The organism is Streptomyces sp. NBC_00582 (genome assembly GCF_036345155.1).
Taxonomy (GTDB): domain Bacteria; phylum Actinomycetota; class Actinomycetes; order Streptomycetales; family Streptomycetaceae; genus Streptomyces.
The window spans coordinates 119,713-141,437 of the sequence record NZ_CP107772.1; the positions used below are offsets into that span (position 1 = coordinate 119,713).

Genomic DNA, 21,725 nt, shown 5'->3' on the forward strand with positions numbered 1-21,725 from the left:
GAAGTGTTCAGCGCTGAAGCGGTTGCTACGGGTGCGGTCGTCGCCGCGCTGGCTCCCAACCTGTGGCATCAACGGTTTGATCTGGGGTCTGGCGCAAGTTCCGTGAGCGTTGGATGTATCGGCTGCACGCTCGTGGGAGTCGGAGCGCGGGCCGCGGATCATTGGGGGATGTTGTTGCCCCACAGGGAGCTGTCATCCACGTTCGCCTTGGTCACCAGTGGCGCGGGCAGCTGATCCTCCAGCCCGTTGGGCAGCTGGACGATGGTGGAACCGTGCTTCGTGGGCCCGGCCTTGAACGTCCTGCCCGACGCCGCCGCTTTGGCGTAGTAGAGAGCGTACTTGGCGTAGAGATCAGCGGGTTGTGAGACGGTGGCGTCGATGTCACCCCTGCGGATCGCGGCAAACTCCTGCGGGATGCCGTCGTTCGAGACAATCACGACGTGCCCCGCGGTGCCCGCAGGCTTGAGCAGGCCCTTCTGCTCGAGCAGGGACAGGGTTGGCTGCAGAAAGACACCGCCCGCCTGCATGTAGATGCCCTTGATGTCCGGGTGCTGAGCCAGCAGGGTCTGCAGTTTGTTGAAGGCGACCGAGCCGTCCCAGTCGGTGGGCAGGGGGTAGACGGTGATGTCGGGGAAGTTCCTCTTCATGCAGGCGGCGAACGCCTCCGAGCGGTCACGCCCGTTGATGGAATCCAGCGCACCCTGGAGTTCGGCAACCTTGCCCTTGCCGCCGAGTTGCTTGCCGAGGAACTCGCAGGCCTTGGTGCCGTAGGCCCTGTTGTCAGCCCGCACCACCATGTAGACCTTGCCCCTGTCGGGCCGAGTGTCCACACTCACCACCGGGATGTGCTTGCTCGCCAGTTGGTCGAGAGTGGAGGCGATGGCACCGGTGTCCTGCGGTGCCATGATGATGGCATCGGCGCCAATGGACTCGAAGGCCTGGGCATTCGCCGCCAACTTGGTGACGTCGTTTCGGGAGTTGCTGGTCGGCAAGGTGTCGATGTCCAGGGCGGAGGCCTCTCGCCTCATGTACCGGGAATAGGAGTTCCAGAAGTCGGAGTCGGCACGCGGCAGGTCGATGCCGATCGTGGGCTTGTCGGCGGTGTCGCTGCCGCGGTTGCACGCCGTGGCGGCTCCTGCAAGCAGTACGGCTCCGGCAACGACGGCAACGACACGCAGATGGTGGGACTTCATGCAAGCGCTCTTCTCAAGGAGGGGGCCTGTCATCGGATGTCTCGATACGTGGCGAGGACGTTAGGGCCAAGTAACCAAGACCGGCAAGATCCCTCCGATGATTTCTCGGATTCGTGACCTGACGCCCCCTCAGGCACACCACGACATACCCAACACACCTTCAGCAAAGCGGTCGATTAGGGACTTATCGCGGCCCTCCCTTCGTCGTGAATCATCGGATGTCTCCTTTTCCGTGAGCTCAGAATCAGTCGCAAGGTCATCCCTCTCCGGGGAACGTCCTCCGCTGGCCAGATGACCGTCGCGTGACGCGCCTGACCGCCTTCGTCAGCATTCCGCTCACATGGCGTCGACGTCGGTCCTCCACCGCCGAAGCCTGGACTTTCGGGCGCGTCGACACGCTTGTCGTTCACGCGCGGCGCCTTGACCGGGATGGGCCCGGCGGCCGTGGAGGCGTCCTCGATGTCGAGCTGTTGGCGAGGTAGTCGGCGACCTCCGCCGGGACATCAGTCGGGTGCCGGCGAGCGCAAGCGGTTCTCGTCGCAGATCCTGGCCCCCTGGTGCCGGAAGTCGCCGAGGATCAGCGAGCCCCTTCCCCCGCTCTACCTGCACGGGCTGTCCTCCGGTGACGCCGTCGCTTCGCACCATCCGACCGGCGCCAGGAAAGCGTCGGGGCGCACGGCCCCACCGTGAGGCACTGTGACAGCCGCCGTATATGCGGGCTCACGATCCGGCGTCCGCCGCGCGCTGGCCGTGCCTGGCCCGTTTGCGGCAGGCGGGAGGCAGCAGAGCAGTGGGTTGCCGAGGCAGGACGTTCAATCCCGACCGTCCAGGACGGCCCGCACTCAGGACAGTTGGACGTCCCACCGCCCTGGGTCGCCTGGGTCCTCGTCCGCGTCCGCCGCATCCGCCGCCGGTGCCGCGGCCGGCAAGCGGACGGACAGAAGACCGCCGTGGCCTTCGCCGGAGGCATCAGCGGGCCATCGCACCCGCGATCCAAGCGCGGCCCCGAGTCGTCGTCGGTGGTCACGACCAGCCGTAGCCGGGGCACTCCGTCCCTGCGCATGCCTGCACCCCGTACGACGGGTGCGGATGGCTGCCGACCACCCGATGGCCTCAGCGCAGCGGGTCTCCGCGTGCACCGCTGGAAGGCCCGACGAGTGTCGTGGTCAGCGGGTGCCCGCTTCGGCGCGTGTGTAGAACGCGGCGAGTTCGTGGGGGTTCTTGGTGTAGACGTCGATCTTGCGGACCATGCCGTCCTCGACCTGGTGGATCTCGACCATGGTCAGCGGGAACTTCTCGCCGGTGGTGTGGGCTGTGAGCGTTCCGGTGAGCGTTCCGATGACGCCCGCCGGGCCCTCGAACACCTCGGCGTCGGTAATGGCGACGTTGGCGTGGGCCATCATCGTGCCGAGGATCGACTGCACGAACACCTCGCGGCCCTGGTGCACGCCGCCGTAGGGGAGCTGGTCCGGCTCATCGACGATCACCTCGGGGGCGAGCTTGGCCAGGACACCCGGCACGTCGCCTTTGGTCAACGCGTCATACAGCCCTCGCACGACATCCGCGGGGCTCTCCGTCACCGTCTCGATCTGGTTGCTCATCTGGTGGGTCCTCATCAGTGTTCAGGTGCTGCCGACCGGGGCGCGTGCGTCCTCGCGCCGGTCGGGCCCCGGGGGATCGGGGCACGGACCATGCAACGCGAGACGGGCGTGACGGGGGAGTTCTTGCTGTGAGGGGTACTGGCAGGGCCCCTCATCTGTCGCGCAGCCTGCCTACCCTGGTCTCATGGACAACCGGGACGCAGTCAGCGCATTCCTCCGCTCCCGACGCGACAAGATCACCCCGGAGCAGGCCGGTCTGCCGACGTACGGTCGGCGCCGGGTGTCCGGGCTGCGCAGGGGGGAGGTCGCCGCACTCGCCGGCGTGAGCGTCGAGTACTACACGCGCCTGGAGCGCGGCAGCCTCCAGGGGGTCTCCGACAGTGTGCTCGACGCCCTCGCCCGCGCCTTGCGGCTGGACGCCACCGAGCGCATGTACCTGTACGACCTCGCCCGCGCTGCCGGACCGGCGCCGCGAACGCGGGTACCGCGGCCAGAAAGCCGATCGACGGTGCGGCCGAGTGTGGCGCGGATCGTCGATGGCATGCCGGAGCTGCCGGCGTACGTGATGAACAACCGCCTCGATGCGCTGGCCGCCAACTCGTTGGGCCGGGCCCTGTACTCGGAGATGTATGCCGACCCGACATGCGGGGCGAACGTCGCCCGGTTCGCGTTCTTCAACTCCGCGGCCAGGCGGTTCTACACCGACTGGGAGCGCATGGCTCGCTTCGCCGTGGGCGCGCTGCGCATCGAGGCGGGGAAAAACCCCTACGACCGGGAGCTGTCGAACCTGATCGGTGAACTGTCCACCCGCAGCGACGCCTTCCGCGTGATGTGGGGCTCGCACGACGTGCATGTCTTCCGGGAGAGCACCAAACGCCTCAATCATCCTCTCGTCGGCGAACTGGAACTCGATCAGGAGACCATGAGCCTGCCGGACGAAAGCGGCCTGAGTGTTGTCGTCTACAGCGCGCCCCCCGAAACCGCCGCGGAGGACGGCCTGAAGCTACTCGCCAGTTGGTCCGCCACGGCCGGGCAGGTGCAGGACGCGTAATCGCCATCCGCGGGCAACCCGCCGCCCCGGCAGGCCTGACGAGGCCGTGCTGGCCCCTTTTCCGACGCTCAGAGAGACTGTCACCCGGCGCGAGCAGGCCAGTGAGTGCGGCGATCGCCTCCGGTCACGGCTTGACATGGCGGCACCCGTTCCAAGTCGCACTGACCTGCACCGAAGGCACGCTCAGCTTGTCTTCAGGACCTGACACAGCATCTCGGCCACACCGGAGATGTGCGCCGTCTCCTCAGCCGCCCCGGCCACCACACCCGCCGACGTCATCGCCGCCACGATCACCCGGCAGCGCCGGCCGCCCTGACGGCACCCGGCCCTCTGCGGCCGAGGCACAACCCGACGAACTCTCGGGCTATTCGACCGTGAAGTCGGCCGCCTCCCTGTCCAGGGTGGTGGAGCCGTCCTCGGCGGTGGCCAGGACGGCGATGTGCCAGAGGCCGCCGGGGGATGAGTCGGCGTCGCTGCTGGTGAGGGTGAGTGTGTAGGTGCAGCGTGCGGAGTCGTGGCCGGCGGGCTTGCAGGTGGCGGATTCCGCGGCAGCCATGTCCTTGGTGGTCAGCTTCTGCTTGGCGAGGGATGAGTTCTCGGGCCACGCCAGGACCTTCACGTCCTTGACGCCCGAGGACGCGGTGACGTCGGTGACGAAGGTGAGCGTGCCGTCGCGGTCCTTGTCGGGAGCGGTGTAGCGGGCGGTGCTGTCGGCCAGTGCCGGAGGCTGTTCGTCGGCGTGGGCGAGAGCGAAGGCGCCGGCGCCGGCGAGGACTACGGCACCGGCGGCAGCGGACAGAGCCATACGTCGCGACATTGAGAGTCTCCAAATTTTGTCGGCTGGACCGGGCAGCGCTCCTGGCTGCTCCGCTGCATCCATAGTCGCCGTGCAAGGGGGTGCCTGAGATGAGTGCAGATACTCAACTCGATCTGAGTGATTAGCTGTTGCCGCAACGGTGTTGAGGGCGCCACCAGGCCGCGCACGGTCACGCACCGGCCAGCCGACGGGCAGACAGACATGCGCCCGGCAGCCGGGGGCTGCGTGCGGGGCGTCAAGAGCCTTGTGGCGCAATCCCAGTGGGGCCCGGGCGTGAGGGTCGCACGGGTCCGCGGCCGGGGCCGCGCCAGGCCGCCGCGACGCCGGCAGCGCCCTCTCCCTTTCGGGGGGACTGGCAGGCGCCCTGCCGCGCGGACCGTCTGCCCCGCAGGCGCGGCCGGGGACGGGCACCCGGGGCCTGCGGAGCCTCTCCCGGGAAAAGGCAAACAAAAAACGCCGAGCGGCGCCCGGCGACATTACAGAAAAGACCGTCTCGGTTACTTCGCCATCTCCTCCTCAATTTGAGCCTTCACCGCATATTCAGGATTCACTGCGACATGGTTCTCGACGACGACAACGGTTACGTCGACCTGTACCTTTTCTTCAGTGGCCTGAGAAGGACCGAGGAGCGCCAGGAAAAGCGGAATTGACGCTGCCGCGAGAGTCACCCACGCCGCTCTGTCCTGAAGACGCGCCAAACGCTCCTCCCGCTCCCCCACACTCTGGGACGAGACGGGAACGTCGCTATCGAGCCGGGAGGACACCTCCTCCTTTTCACGATAGAAGTGCAGGTCAGATGCCCTTTCGGGGGTGGGTTCACTGCTGTCCGCCATCGTCGCGCTCTCACACTTGACCATGCCGAAAATATCCAATTCAGCTCCTCATTTTGGGTATAAAAAATCCCGGGAACGAGCCTTCTGCTCGCCCGGGCAGGGGTATGCCAGGACTAGGGCGCGGACGCGCCTCGATTTCTTGTCTGTTGCTGTAAACAGCTTACTTCATCGCTGCTGGAATGACAAGATGGCGAGCCGTCGGGCGGTTCGCCATCTCATGGGTTCAACGGAGGGGCGGTAGGTCTGCCGGGCCCCTGCAGAACAAAAGGGTACGCATTTTCTCTGCCTCGTCAAGGCTCTTTACCCGCAGGGTGGCCGGGCGGGCCCCGGTGGTCCTATTCGGGCGCCGTGACTGCGGATTCCGGGGGCGGACGCTGTGCCCGGGACCGCTCTCGTATCCCGGGCGCGGGGGTGCGCGGGCCCGGGTGTTCCAGGCTGTGGGGGAAGCGCTGGGCGGTGCGGGCCCAGGGCGGCCAGTGGCAGGTGACGGCCGGTTCGACGTTCCACCGGGTCAGCACGACGCTGGACTACTGCCGGATCCTCCCGGCCAGCCAGCCGATCGAGCAGACCATGGTCAAGTGCAACGGCAAGGTCTGGAAGGCCAAGTGGGAGACGAAGGGCAGTGCCCCGGGCACCGGGGCCGACGCCGACCACGAGCCCTGGAAGCTGGTCGGCAGCGCCAGCTGAGCCTCAGCCACCCAGCCTGATACTCCAGGCCATCACATCGACGGAGAGTGCTTCTGACCTGCAACGGTGGCGTGGGTGATCCAGGACGACGTCGCATGGCCTGGTGAACGCCGTCCCTCTTGAGACGGCAGTCCCGCAGGACTTTCCAGGCACGGGCCGTCCATGCCCGCGGCGCGGGCCGGGTCGCGTCGGTGTCCACGAACACCGTGCCCCGCCCGCCGGAGTCCACGCGGGTGCGGGACCCGGCGGCCAGGTCGGCTCCGCGCCGCCCAGGGGATCCGATGTGCCTGGTCGTATTCGGTCGGCTCGCCCGGGGTGGGCGCGGGGCCGACGACGTGTGACGGCATCATGAGGGTCCGCCTGTGAAGGAGTGCCGCCCGTGCGACTGGTTTCCGATCCCGTGTTCGGCGAAGTGGATCTCACCGCTTCGGCGGAGGAACTGGCCGCCCTGGCGAGGGCGGTGGCCGAGGGTGACGGGTTCGTCGGCTCCTCGCCGCCACTGGACGGTGGCACCTTGGCGGGGGTCGAAGTCAGGAAGTCTTCCGGCCCCGGGGTTCGGGTCGAACTGGACGCCTCGCGGCAGGTTCTGGTGATCAGCGGCGATCCCGGCGCGAGAGCGATTCTCGCAGCCAACCTTGAGGGCATGGCCACCGCCGAGGACGGTGGTCACCTCCACATCGACTACTTTCCCGAGCACCCCTACCTCGTTGAAGGGTCCCTGCCGATCGTGGTCAACAGTCCCCACGGAGGGATGCCGGCCCGATGACCGGCGGGTGGGCCGCGGCGGCGATCATCAGGGATCGCGGGCGGCCGGCGAGCGGGTGAGCGGTGCGCCGGTGCTGTTGCTGTGCGCCCTTTCAGGCGGCCCTTGACGGACTCGATGAGCCCACCGAGATGGTGGGTCGGCAGGACGCCAGGTAGGCCGGGGCGCATCTGCCGGCCCCGGTCGGGACGGGCCCCGGCGGGCGCGGCGCGCTCCGGGGGGACGTCCCGTGCCGGGTGGGACGGCGGGGTGCAGGGATGCGCGCCCGCGACGGACGGGCGCCGGCCAACCGCACTGCTCGCCGGGTTTCCCGGGGGTTTCCCGTTGCCCGTTCGGCCGGGCAACGTCGGTGCGTCGACAGGAGGCTCGCGCCGCCAGCAGGCTGCTGTGGGCAGCTCTCACGGCGCCGGGCCGACCGCCGTGGGTGCTTCACCCACGCCGACGGCACACGGCCGGCCGGCTGTGCGACGACCGACCATGGCCGGAGACAACGGGGGAACGACATGAGAAGAGCCAACCCACGCGTCCATGACCGCGGCAGAACACCGCACGGCCGCTTCCGGCCGCTGCGGCTGCTGCTCGCCGCCGCCGTGGCCGTCGCCTGTCTGGCTCTGCCGACGGCGGCACCGGCCACCGCCGCACCGGCCGCACCGGCCGCCGACACCTGTGCGCCGCTGAAGGCGGGAGCGAGCACGGCCGCCCAGGACGCCGTCAACGTCGCCTGCCGCTACGTCGGCTGGATGTACGCCTGGGGCGGCGGCCACGCCGGAGGACTGCCCGGACCCAGCCAGGGCATGCTGGACACGGACCCGAGGTCCATCAACGATCCGACGTACTGGAGCTTCGACTGCATCGGCCTCGTGCGCTGGGCCTGGTACAAGGCCACCCGCCAGGACATCATCAGCGAGCGCACCACGCAGTCCACCTGGCAGAACCCGGGCTACGCGCACACCAGGTTCACCAAGGCGCAGGGCGAGGCTCCGCTGCTGCCGGGCGACATCATGTACTTCGGCGAGGGACTCAGCCACGTCGCCCTCTACCTGGGTAACGGCAAGAGACTCGAATCGCCCCAGTCGGGCGAGGTCATCCGCGTCTCGGACATCCCGTGGGCCGGCTACCAGGGTTCGCTGCGGCCCGAGGTCCCGGGCGTCTTCCCGGTGTGGGAGTACGACGGTCTCGGCAAGCAGGTGAAGACCTGGGGCCAGCCGAACCTGCGCAACGACTCCACCACCGGCAGCGGCATCAACTGGTCGGTCAGCAACGGCATTTCGGTCGCCGTGCGGGCGCTGTGCCAGCGCGTGGGGGAACGCGTCACCGTGGACGGCATGGTCAACAACGTCTGGACGTATCTGCCGGACTACCGCAGCTGGATCAGCAATCTCTTCCTCCAGGGCCCGGCGATCACACCTGGTGTGCCGTCGTGCGGGGACTACGCGAGAATCGGCGGCACGCTGGAGGGCGCGTCCTCCAACACCTCCTGCGGGGACGGCACCCCACCCGAATCCGCCGGTGCGTGGACGGCCAGGTCCGCGACCGTGTTCGGCCGTACCGTCGAGCTGCGCTACAACAGCACGACCGCCTGTGCCTGGGGCCGTATCACCGGCGGCACGATCGGTGACGAGATCTGGGTCGATCGCAGCAACGACGGCGGGGACACCTGGGAGCCGATGCTCGGCTACACGACCGTCACCTCGGGCGGTGACGCGTACACCCCGCAGTGGAACGACAACGGCCTGGTGATGCGTGCCTGCGGCACCAACGGCAAGGGCGGCTCCATCGTCTGCACGGGCTGGTTCTGAACCGTTCCGCCACGCGAGGCCGCCCGGCCGGCCACCGCGTCGACAACCGTCGCCGGCCGGTCCGGCGGCCTGTCCGACGGCGTGCCCGACCACTGTCGATCACGCCCTCTCCATGCAACGACAACGAAGGAGAACCATGTTCGGGAAACACCTCAAGGCGGCCATGCTTTCCACCGCGCTGGCCACCGTGCTGGCCGGAACTCTGGCCGCACCCTCCGCGCAGGCGGCTCCGGCGGCTCCGGCAGCGGCAGCGGCTGCGGCGGCGCCCGAGTGCGGCGTCCGGGCCCACGACGGGCGGCTGTGGTGCGGGAACCGCGGGGACGCACCGACCCGGCTGGAGCCGTTCCACGAGAGCCCCTTCAACGGCCTGCTGAAGTCGACGTTCAGCTACTTCACCTGCTGGTCGACGGGCGGGCTGCACGGCGGCGGGAACACGACCTGGTACCGCACGGTGCCCGACTGGATCAGCGAGGGCAGCGAGGGATACGTGCCGGCGGACTGGGTGTTCACTCCCAGCTGGTTCGACGCCGACCCCAGCAGGTACGGGCTGCGGCACTGCTGACAACACGCCGGCCGACCGCACCCCCGATGGGGGCGGGGTGACTTGACGGATGCGGAGTGGGAACGGCTGCGGCCGTTCCTGCCAGGCGATGGCGTCGGCAGCCTGGTCGCCGGCAGCCGGGCCGGCCGTATTCGTCGGCGCACGCGGTCGGGGCAGGGCGACGTGACCCCGAGGCGCGGCGCGGGCAGACTGTCAGAAAATCTGAACAGAACGATTACAGACGTGGCGAGCCGGACACGGTGAGCGTGATCGACGCCGCCACCCACACGGTCGTGGAGAACATCGACGTCGGAGACGGTCCCACCTGCATCGCGATCACCCCCGGCGGGACACACGCCTACGTGACCGACAACGCGTCGGGCAGCGTGAGCGTCATGGCGACGACCGTGATCCCCGACCAGGGATCCACGGCCGGCGGCACCCGGGTGACGATCACCGGCCGCCACCTGGCCGGCGCGAGCTCCGTGCGTTTCGGCACTGCCCCGGCCGCCATCACCGCCAACACGGACACCTCGCTGACCGTCACCGCCCCTGCCGGAAGCGGCGCCGTCCCGGTGACGGTCACCACCGCGGGCGGCACCGGAATCCTCGGAACCTTCTACTACCGGCCCCTTCCCGCCCTCACCGGCATCAGCCCCGCCGCGGGCCCCCTCGCCGGCAGCGACCAGGAGATCACCATCACCGGCCGCGACCTGGCCGGAGCCACCGACGTGTACTTCGGGCCCCGCCGGGCCGTCATCCAGAAGGTCTCCGACACGCATCTGGCCGTCAGGACACCGGCCGGTGTCGGGGCTCCTGTCGCGGGCGGCGTCACCATCACCGTGTTCACCCCCGGCGGGCGCGCCGAGGGCCCGCTCTACACCTACCTCGGCACACCCGCCGTCACCGGCGTCAGCCCCGGCACGGGCCCCACCACCGGCGGTACCGACGTCAGCATCACCGGCACCGGGCTGGCCGCCACCGACCAGGTCACCTTCAACGGCGTCCCCGCCACCTTCACCGCCGTCTCCGACACCACGCTCATCGCCACCTCCCCGCCCAGCGGACAGGAAGGCACCGTCGACATCACCGTCACCACCCCCGGCGGCACCGCCACCGGATCCTTCACCTACGTCTTCGAACCTGCCCTCTGACCCCCAACCGGACGCACTCGTCTGCGTCCCGCACACAGGCCTGCGCCCTGATCCGCGACCCTGCCGGGCCTCACACATCAGCTCTCAGCCGCATGACAGAGAACAACGCGGCCGTCTTCCGTACCATCGCTACAACAAACATGTGCGCCAGTAACTGCCGCTGCCACCACGACAGCAGGCGGGAGAGCACGAACCATCGACGTCGTGTACGCCATGGGCTCGCCGCTCATCGGCCGCGGCACACAGGAAGGCTGTGAGCATCATGTCCGAAACCGCCACCCCGACAGCCGGGTTGACCTCCCACTACAGCGCCCAGGTCGCAGGCGATCTGGAACGCAACCTGAAGGAGCAGGAACGCCTCAGCGGTGAGATCGAAGCGCTGCAGGAGCAGCTGGCCGCCGTGCGGCACGATCACACCGTCCTGGTGAGCCTCCAGCAGGCTCTCGGTGTCCCGGCGGCGCCCGATGCGCCTGCCGCCGAGCCCGTCACGGCGGTACCCGCTCCCCGCAAGAAGGCCACGGCAGCATCCGGTGCGGCCAAGCAGGCAAAGGATAAGAAGCCCGCCCCGGCGAAGAAGCGCACCAGCAAGAAGACCGCCGCCACCGCGGCTGCGGCGGATGCCCAGCCGCCTGCTCTGCCCAAGCTGGTGGACCTCGTACGGGAACACCTGGCCGGGCAGGCAGAGCCCCGCTCGGCTGCCGAGATCACCACCGCGCTGGGACAGCTGCATCCCGAGCGCGCGGTGAAGACCACCGTGGTGCGCACGACGCTGGAAGGCCTCGTGGCCAAGAGCCAGGCCCAGCGCACCAAGCAGGGCACTGCCGTCTTCTACTCCGCCCCCGACGCGCCCGTGCCCGCAGCCGGCGAGCAGACACCGCGGCAGTCCGCCTGACGCCGAGCGCTCGGGGCTGACTGCATCATGCGCTGCTGCTGAGCGGTCACGAGGGCCGGATCGACCCCGGGGAGATGATCTCCGCCTGCGACACCTTGCCGGAGCCACGTTCTTGCGTGCGCCGGCAGCGGCGTACGTGTGCGGAGTGACTCCCGCCTCCACGAAGATCCACCATGCTGGTGCACTCATGTCATCAGTCATGCGGCCAAAGGAGGGGACGTGGCCGTTCCGATCAGCCGCCAGGGGTACCCCGTCGTGGTTGAACTACAACGGCTGGGCTGCAGGGCTTTGACGGCACGCCAGGTGCCCGTACTGCTTTCCGAGGATTTCAAGGGCGACGAGTTCCTCGTCGCCCTTCCGGGGCGGTCGGACTTCACCAGTGCCGGACATACCCACGGCTTCTAGCCGGCCGAGCACCCGGTGGTGCACGACGAGCAGTTCGGTCTGATACCTCTCCGTTCACGGACCGCCCTTCGACCACCACCGACGGACCGGCTCTCGTGGAACCGCGACAACCACCGGCCCGGCCTGCCGCTCCTGCCCCGGGCCCTGGCCCCCTCCCGCCGTACGGAGAACGGCGTACGGCCACGGCGCTGCTGCTCGTTACTACCGCCGGGTCCCAGGGGACACCCGTCGTGCGACCGCAGCCGTCGGCTGTGCGGCCGAGGACGGCCGCCTCTCCGTCTGCGGTCAGCACCACCACGACCTTGGCACCGGGGCGCAGCCAACGCCGTGCCGGGGGCGGCCGCACGCAGCTTTTGCGGCACCCGACGGATCAGGTCGAACCCGTACACCACTTGTCAGGACGCAACCCAGCTCTGCCCAGAGGCAGCACGAGACTTCTTCAGGGGCAAGTGGCTAGGTGTGCCGTTCGGGCAGGTTAGTGACGCGGCTGGGGTGGGTTGAGCCATCAGACGGCGACAAGCTCACAGCCATGCCGAAGACCTGGGTCCGGCGGTCTTGCGCATCGCTGCTTCGAGTCCGCGCTCGGGTGTTTGGACAAGCTCAGGCCAGGACGGTCAGGTAGTCGGCAGTACCTCCGCGCCACTCGACCAGGAAGAGCGTCGCGTCGTCGCTGGTGTGCCCGCCTCGTTCTCCCTTGAGGGTGTGGGAGAGCCGGCGAAGCTCTCCGCGCAGTCCCTCTTCTACCGGCTGCATGCTGTTGATGCAGTTGATGAGACGGTCCTCGCCGAAGGTCTCTCCGGCGAGGTTGCGCTCCTCGATGACGCCGTCGGTGTAGAACAGCACGCGATCACCGCGCCGGAGCTGTCGCCCGCTGATCTTGGGTCGTTGTCCGCCGAAGCCGACCGGCAGGGTGGTCGCGCTCTCCAGCCGCTCCACGACCTGACGGTCGCGGATCAGCAGCGGAGCCGGGTGGCCCGCGTTCACCCACAGCAGACTGCCCTCCACGATGTCCAGATGCATCATCTGAGCCGTGACGAAGCGTTCGGGCCCGAACATCTGGGAGATGGCCTGGTCCATGAAGATGTACTTCTCGGACAGGTCGACCAAGGCGCGCCGGGCGTGGCGGTAGGCGCCGACGGCGACGGTCGCCATCGTGGCGGCCTCCAGGCCGTGGCCCATCGCGTCGAACACGGCGGCGTGCAGGATCGTGTCGTTGAGGGCGTAGTCGAAGCTGTCACCGGCGATGTTGTAGGCGGGTTCCAGGATCCCGGCGACCGCGACCTGCGGAACCGACATCGCCAGCGGCGGCAGCAGGGACCACTGCATCTCCGCCGCGACGCTCATGGGTTCGCGGCGTCTGGCCTGGAAGAACTGGTCGGTGTAGCTGTGCTTGGTGACGATGATGTCGGCGACCAGCCCGGCGAGCCTGCCCAGCAGGCGCCGGTCGTCGTCGTCGACGGTGTCCAGGGTGACGGCCATTACCCCCACCTGGTCGCTGCCGTCCAGCAGAGGCAGATACATCCGGACGCCGCCCGCCTGCCGGACCTCGACAGCGGTCGCGTTGAGGAACGCCCGGCCCGCGGGAGAGTCGCCGATCGGCTCAGGCCCGCCGACCAGCAGTCCCCTGCCCGGCAGCGGCGCCAGCAGTTCCTGCCCGTAGTCCTGCAGCAGGATCGACACCTCACGGCCGCCGATCTTGGCCACCTCCTGCGCGACCAGTGGAGCGATCAGCTGCGGCGGCATCTCGTGAGCCCGGTCCAGCAACAGGCCCAGCAGCCGCTCACCGAATCCTTCCGACCGGTCGGGCACGCTCCGACGAGGCTTCCGGCCGCCTTCCGCCATGACCCCACCCTCCCCCCAGCGTCCCTGAGCTGCCACTCCCGCGTATCCGGCGACGGGCACGGTGTCCCTCTCGAACACAGTGCGTACAGAGTGCCGCCGCACAGCGGCCGTACGGGGCCATTACGCCGACTGCGGCATGTCCACCCCACCGTCGACCGGCTGCACCCACCGCGCGCCGGACCTGGCAGTCCCCCTCCTCCAGGGCGCGCACGGATTCGCTTTGCCCATGCCCGGCTGGGGACCTCTTCCGCTACCTGCAGCAGCCCGCCTACAACAAGCGTCTCAACGCCGCCGGGCGGATGATCAGTCCGGTGACAGAGACGCCGGCCCGGCAGGTGCCGACCTGGCATGACAGCCTCCGGCTGATCGACTCCACGCCGCTGCCCTGAGCCGCCTCCCGCGAGACGGTCAAGCGCTCCGGCCTGGCCGGTCACGCCGGATACGGCTACCGCCGCAGTCACTCCCGCACCTTCTGGGCGTTCCGGCTCTACCTGGTCACCACCGCCGAAGGCATGCCCGGCACCTGGTGCCAACCCGAAGGTCGGGGAGCGGGTGAGGTTCCCCCGAGATGCGGGGACAGGTGACAGCAGGTCAGATAGGGCTTACGAGAGGAGTTCTGCCGATGCCTGTGGGCGGCTCGGGTCCCGGCGCGGATTCAGATCCAGACGGGCGCGTGGTCCTCGGAGTAGCGGGCGCCGAAGCCGCCGTGCGGCAGGATCTCGTCGATCGTTGCGAGGTCGCCCCTGGTCAGAGGGGCGTCGACGGCGCTGGCGGGCCAGCTGGGAGACGGTGATGCCCTTGGTCGCGGCCAGGTCGCCGAGCTTGCCCACGGCCTGGCCGTTCTTCTCGACGTCGCCGGGCCGCCAGCGGGGGTCGACGTTGCGCATGTCGGCTCCGTCGCGTTCGCCGGCGGGTGTGGCGGTGCCGGTGACGCAGCCGCGGCCGAGAGACGAGTAGGCGACGAAGCCGGCGCCCAGTTCGTCGAGGACCGGGAAGAGCTGCTCGACGTTCCGCTCGGACAGGAGTACCGGCCTGAAGGACGGAGACCGGCCGCACCGCCTGCGCCCCGCGGACGGTCTGCGGGCCGGTCTCGCTCAGGCCGAAGTACCTGGCCTTGCCCGCATCGATCAGCTCCTTGACAGTGCTCCGGCAAGGGGCCCGGCGCCAGCGTCGTTCACCAGACGGATCGGTTGCGATCACTGACTCAGCCTGCTTACTATTACGATCGTAATTTAATCGACTTGGACCGCGTCGGGTCACGCCATCAGCGCTCTGGTCATCTCCTCTCCACTTCACCGGGAACCTTCATGGACCTCTCCGCCAGCACCGCCCTTGTCACCGGAGCGAACCGGGGCTTCGGCCGGGCCCTCGCCGCCGAACTGCTCAGCCGTGGCGCCACCGTGTATGCCGGCGCCCGCAACCCCGACCAGGTCGACCTGCCCGGCGCCAAGCCGATCGCACTCGACATCACCGACCCCGCCTCCGTCGCGGCCGCCGCCAAGGCCACCGGCGACGTGACCATCCTGGTCAACAACGCGGGCTCCTCCACCGGCGCCGACCTGCTCACCGCCGACCTGGACGACATCCGCCTGGAGATGAACACCCACTACCTCGGCACCCTGACGGTGGCCCGCGCCTTCGCGCCCCAGATCGCGGCCAACGGCGGCGGGGCCATGCTGAACGTCCTGTCCGGGCTGTCCTGGGTCAGCTTCCCGGAGTTCGGCGCCTACTGCGCCGCCAAGTCCGCGGAGTGGTCGCTCACCAACACCCTGCGCGTGCAACTGGCCGACCAGGGCATCCGCGTGGCCGGTCTGCATGTGGGCTACATGGACACCGACATGGTCCGTACCGTCGACGCGGCCAAGTCCGACCCGGCCGACATCGCGCGCATCGCCGTGGACGGCATCGCCGCCGGCGCCTACGAGATCCTCGCCGACAACGCGGCCCGCCAGGCACAGGCAGCCCTGTCCGGGGGCGTCTCGGTGCTCTACCCGCAGCTCCCCTGAGGAGCACCCGCCCCCGCCGACCAACCGCCAGGCGCGTCCGCCAAGGGAACGTCCTGACACAGCATCACAAGCAACCGGTTCGGGAGGCAGTGCCGTCGGGGCCGCGGTCATCACCGGCATGGCCGGAGTCATCACCGCGCTCGGCGACCTGATCGTCACCCCCGCCCTCCCCTCCCTCCGCAAAGACCTCGGCGGCGGCCTCGCCCGGAAGCGAGGATCTCCCCCGCCCGCCTGACCGCCTGGCCCTTCCCACTCTCGAACGCCGCCGGACGGTCTCGACGGCTGCGGTTCGCCGGTCGGCCATCCATGCGATACGGCCGGCCGGTGGCTCGCCCCGCATGCCGGGTCTTGCCCGGCGGGCGTTTTCCGGCCTATTGTATTACGATCATAAGGTAAATGGTGGGGACCGAGCGCCGGCTCGCCATGGCCCGAACGAACGGAGCCCACACCATGCCGCACAGGTGCAGGCGGGGCCGGCCCAGCCGACGCGGCTGCGAGTGACAAGCCGACGACACCCTCACCCCACCAGGCGCGACAGCTCCGTGGTCGCCGAACGCGATCACGGCCACGCAGGCCCAAGCCCCCTACGAAACACGAAACGGAAACCACGCCATGAGCCAGCCCAGCACGATCCGCCTGGAGCGGACGACCCCCCGGACGGCCAGGATCACGTTCTCGAATCCTCCCGTGAACCTGGTGGTTCCCGAGTCGATCGTGACGCTGCACAAGATCGTCTCGGAGCTGGAGAACGACCCGGACATCCAGGTCGTCGTCTTCGCCAGCGAACTTCCCGACTTCTTCATCAACCACTTCGACGCCGCCGCGGCCGCCGACCTCCCCGTGCCCGAGCACGAGGACGACAACCCGTTGTGGACCGACATGGTCCTGCGGCTGAGCAAGGCTCCGTTCGTCAGTATCGCGGCCATCCGGGGCCGTACCCGGGGCGCCGGCAACGAGCTGGCCCTCGCCTGCGACCTGCGCTACGCCAGCCGCGAGAAGGCGTTCTTCGGCCAGCCCGAGGTCGGCCTCGGCCTCGTCCCCGGCGGAGGCGGCGGCGAGCGGCTCCCGCGCTCCCTCGGTCGCGACCGCGCCCTGGAGGCGATCCTGACCAGCGCCGACTACGACGCCGAGTTGGCCGAGCGCTGGGGATGGGTCACCCGGACCCTGCCCGACGCGGAACTCGACGCCTTCGTCGACGCGACCGTCGCCCGCCTCGCCTCCTTCGACCGGCAGGCACTGGCAACCGCGAAGTCCCAGGTCAACCGGGCCACCCTGCCGCCGGACGCCCACCTGGTCGCCTCCTTCGGCGAGTTCGCGGGCACCCTGACGCAGCCGGGATTCGCCGCGCGCGCGGTCGGACTCGGCGCCCTGGCCGCCGAAAAGGGCCTCGACGTCGAGTACCAGCTGGGCGAGTACATCGGCCGGGTCAGCGAAGCCCTCTGATCGCCCCGGCCGCACCCACGACCGACCGCAGCGCCCCCACAGGGCGCCCGTAGGCGCCGCGACACCCCGGGCGGGTTCCCCCCGGCTCACGAGGGGTCCCCACGGCGGCCGGGCACGCCTCAACGGCAGCCCGGCCGCCGGCTCTCCCAGCCGGAGGGCCCCGCCGCACCCGCCGGGGTCCGAACACGGAAAACGCGACCGACAATGCCCCGGCATGCGCGCGCCGGTCGTCACGTGCTGGTCTCCCGTTCTCACGTCCGGTGCCGTGACTTCGTCGACGGCACGAACAGCTCTCGGCAGCGGCGCAGACCACCCTTGGAGAAGGCACTGCATGCCGCACCAGCGGCTCAAAATCGCAGGCTCGTCAGCCTCTGACCCTCGGGTGGCCGGTCGGCTGCGGTCAGGCTTCCGGGCTCCGTGCCGCCGGCCGGTCGCTGCTGTCGTGTGCCAGTGAGGCGAGGATTTCCTTGCGGCAGACCTCGAGGATTTCGTCCGCCAGCGGAGAACCGTCCGGGCAGGCCCGCGACAGCATGACCGCGCCGACCGAATGGGCGAGCATGTCGATCACCATGGCGCGGGCCGCGCGCTGGTCCGCATCCTCCGACGTGCCGCTCGGGGCCTGAAGGGCCGTCAGCAGGTTCTCGATCCCGGCCGCGAACTCCGTCCTGATGTCCGCCGGCTGACGTGCGGCGTCGCCGCTGAGGGCCGCGATGGTGCAGCCGTCGCCGCGCCCGTCGCGATGCTCGCGGGAGACGTAGCTCTCGACGAACTCGGTGAGGCCCAGGCCTTCCGTCCGTGCCGCCGTCTGCGAGAGCCCGCTCGCGGACGCTTCGGCCATCAGGTCGGCCTTGGAACGGAAGTGCTTGTAGAACCCGCCATGGGTGAACCCGGCGGCCGCCATCAGTTCCGCCACGCCGACACCGTCATAGCCGCGCTCGCGGAACAGCCGGGCGGCTGTCGCGACGATGTGCGCACGGTTCTGCTCCGCCTGTGCCTTGGTCACTCGCATGTGCGCCCGCCTCTTCCACGGTCGACGCTCGACGGTCAAGCATACATAGATGCCGATCGACATCTAAGAGCTTGACTTTTTATATTACGACCGTCATCGTATTGGTCATCCCCTTCAGAAAGCCGCAGACCATGAGTGACACGCACGCGACCGCACCGACCCAGTACATCGAGGTCGACGGCGACCGGTTCGCCTACCGGCGCTGGGGCAAGCCCTCCGGCGTCCCGGTCTTCCTCGTCCAGCACTTCCGCGGGGGAATGGACAACTGGGACCCCCTGCTCACCGACGGCCTGGCCGAAGGCCGCGAGGTCATCCTGTTCAACGGGCGCGGTATCGCCTCGTCGTCCGGCACGCCGCGCAACCGGGTCGAGGACATGGCCGACGACATCGCCGCGGTCATCCGGGCGCTGGGGCTGGAGCAGGTCGACCTGCTCGGCTTCTCCCTCGGCGGCTACCAGGCGCAGGAGGTCACGCTGCGCCACCCGCAGCTGGTGCGCAAGCTCCTCCTGCTCGGCACCGGCCTGCGCGGCGGGGACCCGACGATGGACCCCAAGGTGCCCGAGGTGGCGCTGAACCCGGTCCCCGGCCTGGAGGACTTCCTCTTCCTGTTCTTCGGCCGCTCGGAGGCCGCCATCGAAGCGGGCCGGGCCTTCTGGGAGCGCCGTCACCAGCGGGCCGACCAGGACCCGCCGAGCTCGCCCGCGGTCGGGCAGGCGCAGTTCGAAGCGTCCATGGCCTACGCGGAACCGCTGCCGGGCGAAAACCCTTACGCCTACCTGAACGCGATCACCCAGCCGACGCTGGTCCTCAACGGCGAGAACGACGTGATGATCGCCTCGATCAACTCCTGGCACCTCGCCCAGAACATCCCCAACGCCCAGCTGCTGATCTACCCCGACGCCGGGCACGGAGCGCACTTCCAGTACCCCGACCGGTTCCTGAAGCACGCCCTTCAGTTCCTCGGCGAGTAATAGCCGCGCGCGCAAGGCGAGCGGCACGCCCCCGGTCGACGGCAGTCCCGGCCGTTCCCGCGCCCGTCCGCCACCCAGCAAAGCATTATGTTCGTAATGTAATTTACCCATGCTCATGGCGGATGCCTCACCGGATTCACCGCCCGGAACGCAGGTCTGCCGGATGTCCGCCACCAACAACCTGAGGAATCACGCATGCTCGACAGCCTGTGGACCCCGACCGTCGCCGGAAAGATCTCCCTGCCGCACCGTCTGGCGATGGCCCCCCTGACCCGCAGCAGGGCCACCCCCGACGGCGTGCCCACCGAGCTCAACGCCGAGTACTACGCCCAGCGCGCCTCGCACGCCCTCATCATCACCGAGGGCACCCAGCCCTCCGCCGACGGCCAGGGCTACCCGGTCACCCCGGGCATCTACACCGACGAGCACATCGCGGGCTGGCGCAAGGTCACCGAAGCCGTGCACGGGGCGGGCGGACGCATCGTCATCCAGCTGATGCACGTCGGGCGGATCTCCCACCCGGACAACACCCCCCACCACCGGCAGCCGGTGGCCCCCTCCGCGATCAAGCCTGCGGGCCAGACGTTCACCGGCTCCGGGATGCAGGACATGCCGGAGCCCCGCGCACTGTCCACCGAGGAGATCGCCGTGACGGTCGACGACTTCCGGCGGGCCGCCGCGGCCGCCATCGCGGCCGGCGCCGACGGCGTCGAGATCCACGGCGCCAACGGCTACCTGGTGCACCAGTTCCTGGCCACCAACACCAACCAGCGCACCGACCAGTACGGCGGCTCCCTCGACAACCGCATCCGCTTCGCGGTGGAGGTCGCCACCGCCGTCGCCGACGAGATCGGAGCCGACCGCACCGGCATCCGCCTCTCCCCCGGCAACCCCTTCCAGCTCGGCGACCTCACGGAAGACGACCCCCACGAGCTCTACCCGCACCTCGTACGCGCCCTCGCCCCCCTCGGCCTCGCCTACCTGCACCTCGCCCACGGCGGCGACGAGGAACTCCTGGGCACGCTGCGCGAGCTGTGGCCGAACACGCTGATCCTCAACCGCGCCGGCACCGACATCGCCACCCGCGCCAAGGACATCGACAACGGCATCGCCGACGTCATCACCGTGGGCTCGATGGCGCTCGCCAACCCCGACCTGGTCGAGCGCGTACGAGCCGGCGCCCCCCTCAACACCCCCGACCCCGCCACCTTCTACGGCGGCGGCGCGGCCGGCTACACCGACTACCCGACCCACACCGCCTGACCAGAGCGCCAGTGCCCGAGGAAGCCGTCTTCCTCGGGCGCTTCGGCGTACGGAACGTCACGGGCTGCTCGGCTACGACCGTCTGATACGACTCCGGCGTCCCTCCCCCGGCCGGCGCGGCGGCACCGCTCTCGATAAGGAAGCTCGGTGCAGCCCTCGGTCGCCCGGAACCCCTCCCACGCGGCCTGCCCGATCGGCAGTTCCGGCGTGCCCTCGAACGCGAAGTACGCCTTCGCGTCGGAGTCGGCGAGGTGACAGGTGACCTTCCGAACCCTCAGCAGCACGTTCAGCGGCACGACCGCGGCGCCGGCTTTGAGGATGCCGAAGTAGGAAGTAGACGGTGGAGAAGTGCGGGAGGTTGGGGCAGGACAGGACGATCCTTGTCGCCCGGCTGGATCCCGCGCGAGACGAGCAGGTTCGCGACACGCTTGGCGGCGGCGTCGAGGGCGGCGTACCTGATGTGGTCTTCACCGAAGACGATCGCGGTGCGCTCGGGGTGTCGGGACGCGGTGTCCGTCAGCAGTCGTGACACGTCGCGGCTCGGGCTGAGCATCATTGCTCTCCTGGTTCTGCGGGTGGGGCGGTCGAGCCGGGCCTGCCGTCTGCTGGGCGACAGATCGGCCAACAGTCACCTTCCGACCGTAATATTACGGACGTCAGACCATGGATTAGGATGAGACACAAGGCAATGGTCCGGCAAAGCTGGGGAGGAACCCTGTGGCGCGTTACACCAAGGAGCACAAGCAGGTGACGCGGCAACGGATCATCGAGCGGGCCGGCCACCGGTTCAAGCAGGACGGCATCGACGGCTCCGGCATCTCCACGCTGATGTCGGACGCCGGGCTCACCAACGGAGCCTTCTACGCCCACTTCGAGTCCAAGGACGACCTCGTCGCCCACGTCGTCGCCGAGCAGCTGCGCGCGCAGGTGGAGCAGTTCGGCACGCTGCGGCCCGGCCGCGAGGGACTTGAGGATCTCATCCGCGCGTATCTGTCGCCCGGGCACCGGGACAACCCCGGCGACGGTTGCCCGAACGCCGCCCTGCTGGACGAGATCGGCCGCTGCGGTGACGGAGCCAAGGCCGCCTACACCCACGGCGCCAAGGCCATCGTGGACGAGTTCGCCGCCCGCCTGGCACCCGAGGATCCGCAGTCCGCCCGCGGTCAGGCCATCGGGCTTTTCACCCTGGCAGTGGGAACACTGCAGCTGTCCCGCGCGCTCTCCGACCGGAAATGCTCCGACGAGGTCCTCGAGCAGGGAATCGAGAACGCCCTCGCCATCGCGCGATGCACGTCAGTACCGGCTGGATGACCTGGCACGGGCCGGGACGCCGGTGCCGCGTGAGCGGGTGGTCCCCGGGGCAACCGCGATCTCGGGAGCGGCCGGCGCGGGGGTCCTCCGCTCGGACGGCGGCCGACTCTGCGCCCGTTCGAAACACGCCGTAGCGGCAGTGCG

At 69.4% G+C, this 21,725-nt stretch carries 22 protein-coding genes and 1 pseudogene; 14 read left to right on the forward strand and 9 right to left on the reverse strand.

Features of this window, described 5'->3' with window-relative positions; translation table 11 throughout:
• Nucleotides 1-158: 158 nt before the first annotated feature.
• Both OG852_RS00595 and OG852_RS00600 read right to left on the reverse strand, forming a co-directional pair.
• Nucleotides 159-1,193 (reverse strand): sugar ABC transporter substrate-binding protein, encoded by a 1,035-nt coding sequence (locus OG852_RS00595; protein ID WP_330346783.1) that lies wholly within the window; start codon nucleotides 1,191-1,193, stop codon nucleotides 159-161.
• Between the two features lie 1,166 nt (nucleotides 1,194-2,359).
• Complete coding sequence (locus OG852_RS00600) at nucleotides 2,360-2,794, reverse strand: nuclear transport factor 2 family protein (protein ID WP_330346784.1); 435 nt, start codon at nucleotides 2,792-2,794, stop codon at nucleotides 2,360-2,362.
• Nucleotides 2,795-2,978: 184 nt separating this feature from the next.
• Here OG852_RS00600 and OG852_RS00605 point away from each other — a divergent pair, with 184 nt between their 5' ends.
• Complete coding sequence (locus OG852_RS00605; RefSeq protein ID WP_133916259.1) at nucleotides 2,979-3,845, forward strand: helix-turn-helix transcriptional regulator; 867 nt, start codon at nucleotides 2,979-2,981, stop codon at nucleotides 3,843-3,845.
• Between the two features lie 364 nt (nucleotides 3,846-4,209).
• Here the strand turns inward: OG852_RS00605 and OG852_RS00610 are convergent, their stop codons facing one another.
• Together OG852_RS00610 and OG852_RS00615 are read right to left on the reverse strand one after the other, a co-directional pair.
• A complete protein-coding gene (locus tag OG852_RS00610; RefSeq protein ID WP_330346785.1) occupies nucleotides 4,210-4,662 on the reverse strand; it encodes a DUF5707 domain-containing protein in 453 nt (150 codons plus the stop codon).
• Nucleotides 4,663-5,159: 497 nt separating this feature from the next.
• Complete coding sequence (locus OG852_RS00615; RefSeq protein ID WP_330346786.1) at nucleotides 5,160-5,534, reverse strand: hypothetical protein; 375 nt, start codon at nucleotides 5,532-5,534, stop codon at nucleotides 5,160-5,162.
• 417 nt (nucleotides 5,535-5,951) lie between these two features.
• On the opposite strand from OG852_RS00615, the gene OG852_RS00620 reads away from it, so the two are divergent.
• The 7 genes from OG852_RS00620 (at nucleotide 5,952) to OG852_RS00650 (ending at nucleotide 11,736) form a co-directional block, all read left to right on the forward strand.
• Nucleotides 5,952-6,182 (forward strand): hypothetical protein, encoded by a 231-nt coding sequence (locus tag OG852_RS00620; RefSeq protein WP_208117319.1) that lies wholly within the window; start codon nucleotides 5,952-5,954, stop codon nucleotides 6,180-6,182.
• Nucleotides 6,183-6,561: 379 nt separating this feature from the next.
• Entirely contained in the window at nucleotides 6,562-6,948 is a 387-nt protein-coding gene (locus OG852_RS00625) for an Imm32 family immunity protein (RefSeq protein WP_330346787.1), read from the forward strand.
• 500 nt (nucleotides 6,949-7,448) lie between these two features.
• A complete protein-coding gene (locus OG852_RS00630; RefSeq protein WP_330346788.1) occupies nucleotides 7,449-8,744 on the forward strand; it encodes an NlpC/P60 family protein in 1,296 nt (431 codons plus the stop codon).
• A gap of 136 nt (nucleotides 8,745-8,880) precedes the next feature.
• On the forward strand, nucleotides 8,881-9,306 hold the full coding sequence (locus OG852_RS00635; RefSeq protein ID WP_133916254.1) for a hypothetical protein: 426 nt from the start codon (nucleotides 8,881-8,883) through the stop codon (nucleotides 9,304-9,306).
• A gap of 239 nt (nucleotides 9,307-9,545) precedes the next feature.
• On the forward strand, nucleotides 9,546-10,439 hold the full coding sequence (locus OG852_RS00640; protein ID WP_330346789.1) for an IPT/TIG domain-containing protein: 894 nt from the start codon (nucleotides 9,546-9,548) through the stop codon (nucleotides 10,437-10,439).
• 262 nt (nucleotides 10,440-10,701) lie between these two features.
• Complete coding sequence (locus tag OG852_RS00645; protein ID WP_330346790.1) at nucleotides 10,702-11,331, forward strand: hypothetical protein; 630 nt, start codon at nucleotides 10,702-10,704, stop codon at nucleotides 11,329-11,331.
• A 219-nt stretch (nucleotides 11,332-11,550) separates the two neighbouring features.
• The gene (locus OG852_RS00650; protein ID WP_330346791.1) at nucleotides 11,551-11,736 is read left to right on the forward strand and encodes a hypothetical protein; all 186 of its coding nucleotides are present in this window, start codon (nucleotides 11,551-11,553) and stop codon (nucleotides 11,734-11,736) included.
• Between the two features lie 600 nt (nucleotides 11,737-12,336).
• Here OG852_RS00650 and OG852_RS00655 read toward each other — a convergent pair.
• A complete protein-coding gene (locus tag OG852_RS00655; RefSeq protein WP_330346792.1) occupies nucleotides 12,337-13,578 on the reverse strand; it encodes a PP2C family protein-serine/threonine phosphatase in 1,242 nt (413 codons plus the stop codon).
• Between the two features lie 257 nt (nucleotides 13,579-13,835).
• Between OG852_RS00655 and OG852_RS50805 the strand changes: the two are divergent.
• A pseudogene (locus tag OG852_RS50805) lies at nucleotides 13,836-14,130 on the forward strand (IS982 family transposase); the annotation flags it as partial.
• A 50-nt stretch (nucleotides 14,131-14,180) separates the two neighbouring features.
• Here OG852_RS50805 and OG852_RS00660 read toward each other — a convergent pair.
• Nucleotides 14,181-14,600, reverse strand: coding sequence for an aldo/keto reductase (locus OG852_RS00660; protein ID WP_330351367.1), 420 nt, complete (start codon nucleotides 14,598-14,600; stop codon nucleotides 14,181-14,183).
• A 285-nt stretch (nucleotides 14,601-14,885) separates the two neighbouring features.
• Here OG852_RS00660 and OG852_RS00665 point away from each other — a divergent pair, with 285 nt between their 5' ends.
• Nucleotides 14,886-15,584 (forward strand): SDR family oxidoreductase, encoded by a 699-nt coding sequence (locus OG852_RS00665; RefSeq protein ID WP_133916250.1) that lies wholly within the window; start codon nucleotides 14,886-14,888, stop codon nucleotides 15,582-15,584.
• A gap of 612 nt (nucleotides 15,585-16,196) precedes the next feature.
• Nucleotides 16,197-17,027: an enoyl-CoA hydratase/isomerase family protein gene (locus OG852_RS00670; protein ID WP_330346793.1), complete on the forward strand. Its 831-nt coding sequence runs from the start codon at nucleotides 16,197-16,199 to the stop codon at nucleotides 17,025-17,027.
• Between the two features lie 400 nt (nucleotides 17,028-17,427).
• Here the strand turns inward: OG852_RS00670 and OG852_RS00675 are convergent, their stop codons facing one another.
• A complete protein-coding gene (locus tag OG852_RS00675) occupies nucleotides 17,428-18,036 on the reverse strand; it encodes a TetR/AcrR family transcriptional regulator (RefSeq protein WP_330346794.1) in 609 nt (202 codons plus the stop codon).
• 131 nt (nucleotides 18,037-18,167) lie between these two features.
• Between OG852_RS00675 and OG852_RS00680 the strand changes: the two genes are divergently transcribed.
• Both OG852_RS00680 and OG852_RS00685 read left to right on the forward strand, forming a co-directional pair.
• Entirely contained in the window at nucleotides 18,168-19,007 is an 840-nt protein-coding gene (locus tag OG852_RS00680) for an alpha/beta fold hydrolase (protein WP_330346795.1), read from the forward strand.
• A 195-nt stretch (nucleotides 19,008-19,202) separates the two neighbouring features.
• Nucleotides 19,203-20,270 carry an alkene reductase gene (locus tag OG852_RS00685; RefSeq protein WP_330346796.1) on the forward strand — a complete coding sequence of 356 codons (1,068 nt, stop codon included), beginning with the start codon at nucleotides 19,203-19,205 and terminating at the stop codon, nucleotides 20,268-20,270.
• Here the strand turns inward: OG852_RS00685 and OG852_RS00690 are convergent.
• Nucleotides 20,249-20,566 carry a hypothetical protein gene (locus tag OG852_RS00690; protein ID WP_330346797.1) on the reverse strand — a complete coding sequence of 106 codons (318 nt, stop codon included), beginning with the start codon at nucleotides 20,564-20,566 and terminating at the stop codon, nucleotides 20,249-20,251. The genes OG852_RS00685 and OG852_RS00690 overlap by 22 nt on opposite strands.
• Complete coding sequence (locus OG852_RS00695) at nucleotides 20,557-20,826, reverse strand: AMP-binding protein (RefSeq protein WP_330346798.1); 270 nt, start codon at nucleotides 20,824-20,826, stop codon at nucleotides 20,557-20,559. The genes OG852_RS00690 and OG852_RS00695 overlap by 10 nt, the downstream gene beginning before the upstream one ends.
• 161 nt (nucleotides 20,827-20,987) lie before the next feature.
• Here OG852_RS00695 and OG852_RS00700 point away from each other — a divergent pair, with 161 nt between their 5' ends.
• Nucleotides 20,988-21,581: a TetR/AcrR family transcriptional regulator gene (locus OG852_RS00700; RefSeq protein ID WP_330346799.1), complete on the forward strand. Its 594-nt coding sequence runs from the start codon at nucleotides 20,988-20,990 to the stop codon at nucleotides 21,579-21,581.
• The last annotated feature ends 144 nt before the right edge of the window (nucleotides 21,582-21,725 follow it).

Excerpts from the sequence above, each read along its gene's own strand:
- OG852_RS00595 (WP_330346783.1), bottom strand. The coding sequence starts at position 1,193 with ATGAAGTCCCACCATCTGCGTGTCGTTGCCGTCGTTGCCGGAGCCGTA.
- OG852_RS00600 (WP_330346784.1), bottom strand. The coding sequence starts at position 2,794 with ATGAGCAACCAGATCGAGACGGTGACGGAGAGCCCCGCGGATGTCGTG.
- OG852_RS00605 (WP_133916259.1), top strand. The coding sequence starts at position 2,979 with ATGGACAACCGGGACGCAGTCAGCGCATTCCTCCGCTCCCGACGCGAC.
- OG852_RS00610 (WP_330346785.1), bottom strand. The coding sequence starts at position 4,662 with ATGTCGCGACGTATGGCTCTGTCCGCTGCCGCCGGTGCCGTAGTCCTC.
- OG852_RS00630 (WP_330346788.1), top strand. The coding sequence starts at position 7,449 with ATGAGAAGAGCCAACCCACGCGTCCATGACCGCGGCAGAACACCGCAC.
- OG852_RS00635 (WP_133916254.1), top strand. The coding sequence starts at position 8,881 with ATGTTCGGGAAACACCTCAAGGCGGCCATGCTTTCCACCGCGCTGGCC.
- OG852_RS00645 (WP_330346790.1), top strand. The coding sequence starts at position 10,702 with ATGTCCGAAACCGCCACCCCGACAGCCGGGTTGACCTCCCACTACAGC.
- OG852_RS00655 (WP_330346792.1), bottom strand. The coding sequence starts at position 13,578 with ATGGCGGAAGGCGGCCGGAAGCCTCGTCGGAGCGTGCCCGACCGGTCG.
- OG852_RS00665 (WP_133916250.1), top strand. The coding sequence starts at position 14,886 with ATGGACCTCTCCGCCAGCACCGCCCTTGTCACCGGAGCGAACCGGGGC.
- OG852_RS00670 (WP_330346793.1), top strand. The coding sequence starts at position 16,197 with ATGAGCCAGCCCAGCACGATCCGCCTGGAGCGGACGACCCCCCGGACG.
- OG852_RS00675 (WP_330346794.1), bottom strand. The coding sequence starts at position 18,036 with ATGCGAGTGACCAAGGCACAGGCGGAGCAGAACCGTGCGCACATCGTC.
- OG852_RS00680 (WP_330346795.1), top strand. The coding sequence starts at position 18,168 with ATGAGTGACACGCACGCGACCGCACCGACCCAGTACATCGAGGTCGAC.
- OG852_RS00685 (WP_330346796.1), top strand. The coding sequence starts at position 19,203 with ATGCTCGACAGCCTGTGGACCCCGACCGTCGCCGGAAAGATCTCCCTG.
- OG852_RS00695 (WP_330346798.1), bottom strand. The coding sequence starts at position 20,826 with ATGATGCTCAGCCCGAGCCGCGACGTGTCACGACTGCTGACGGACACC.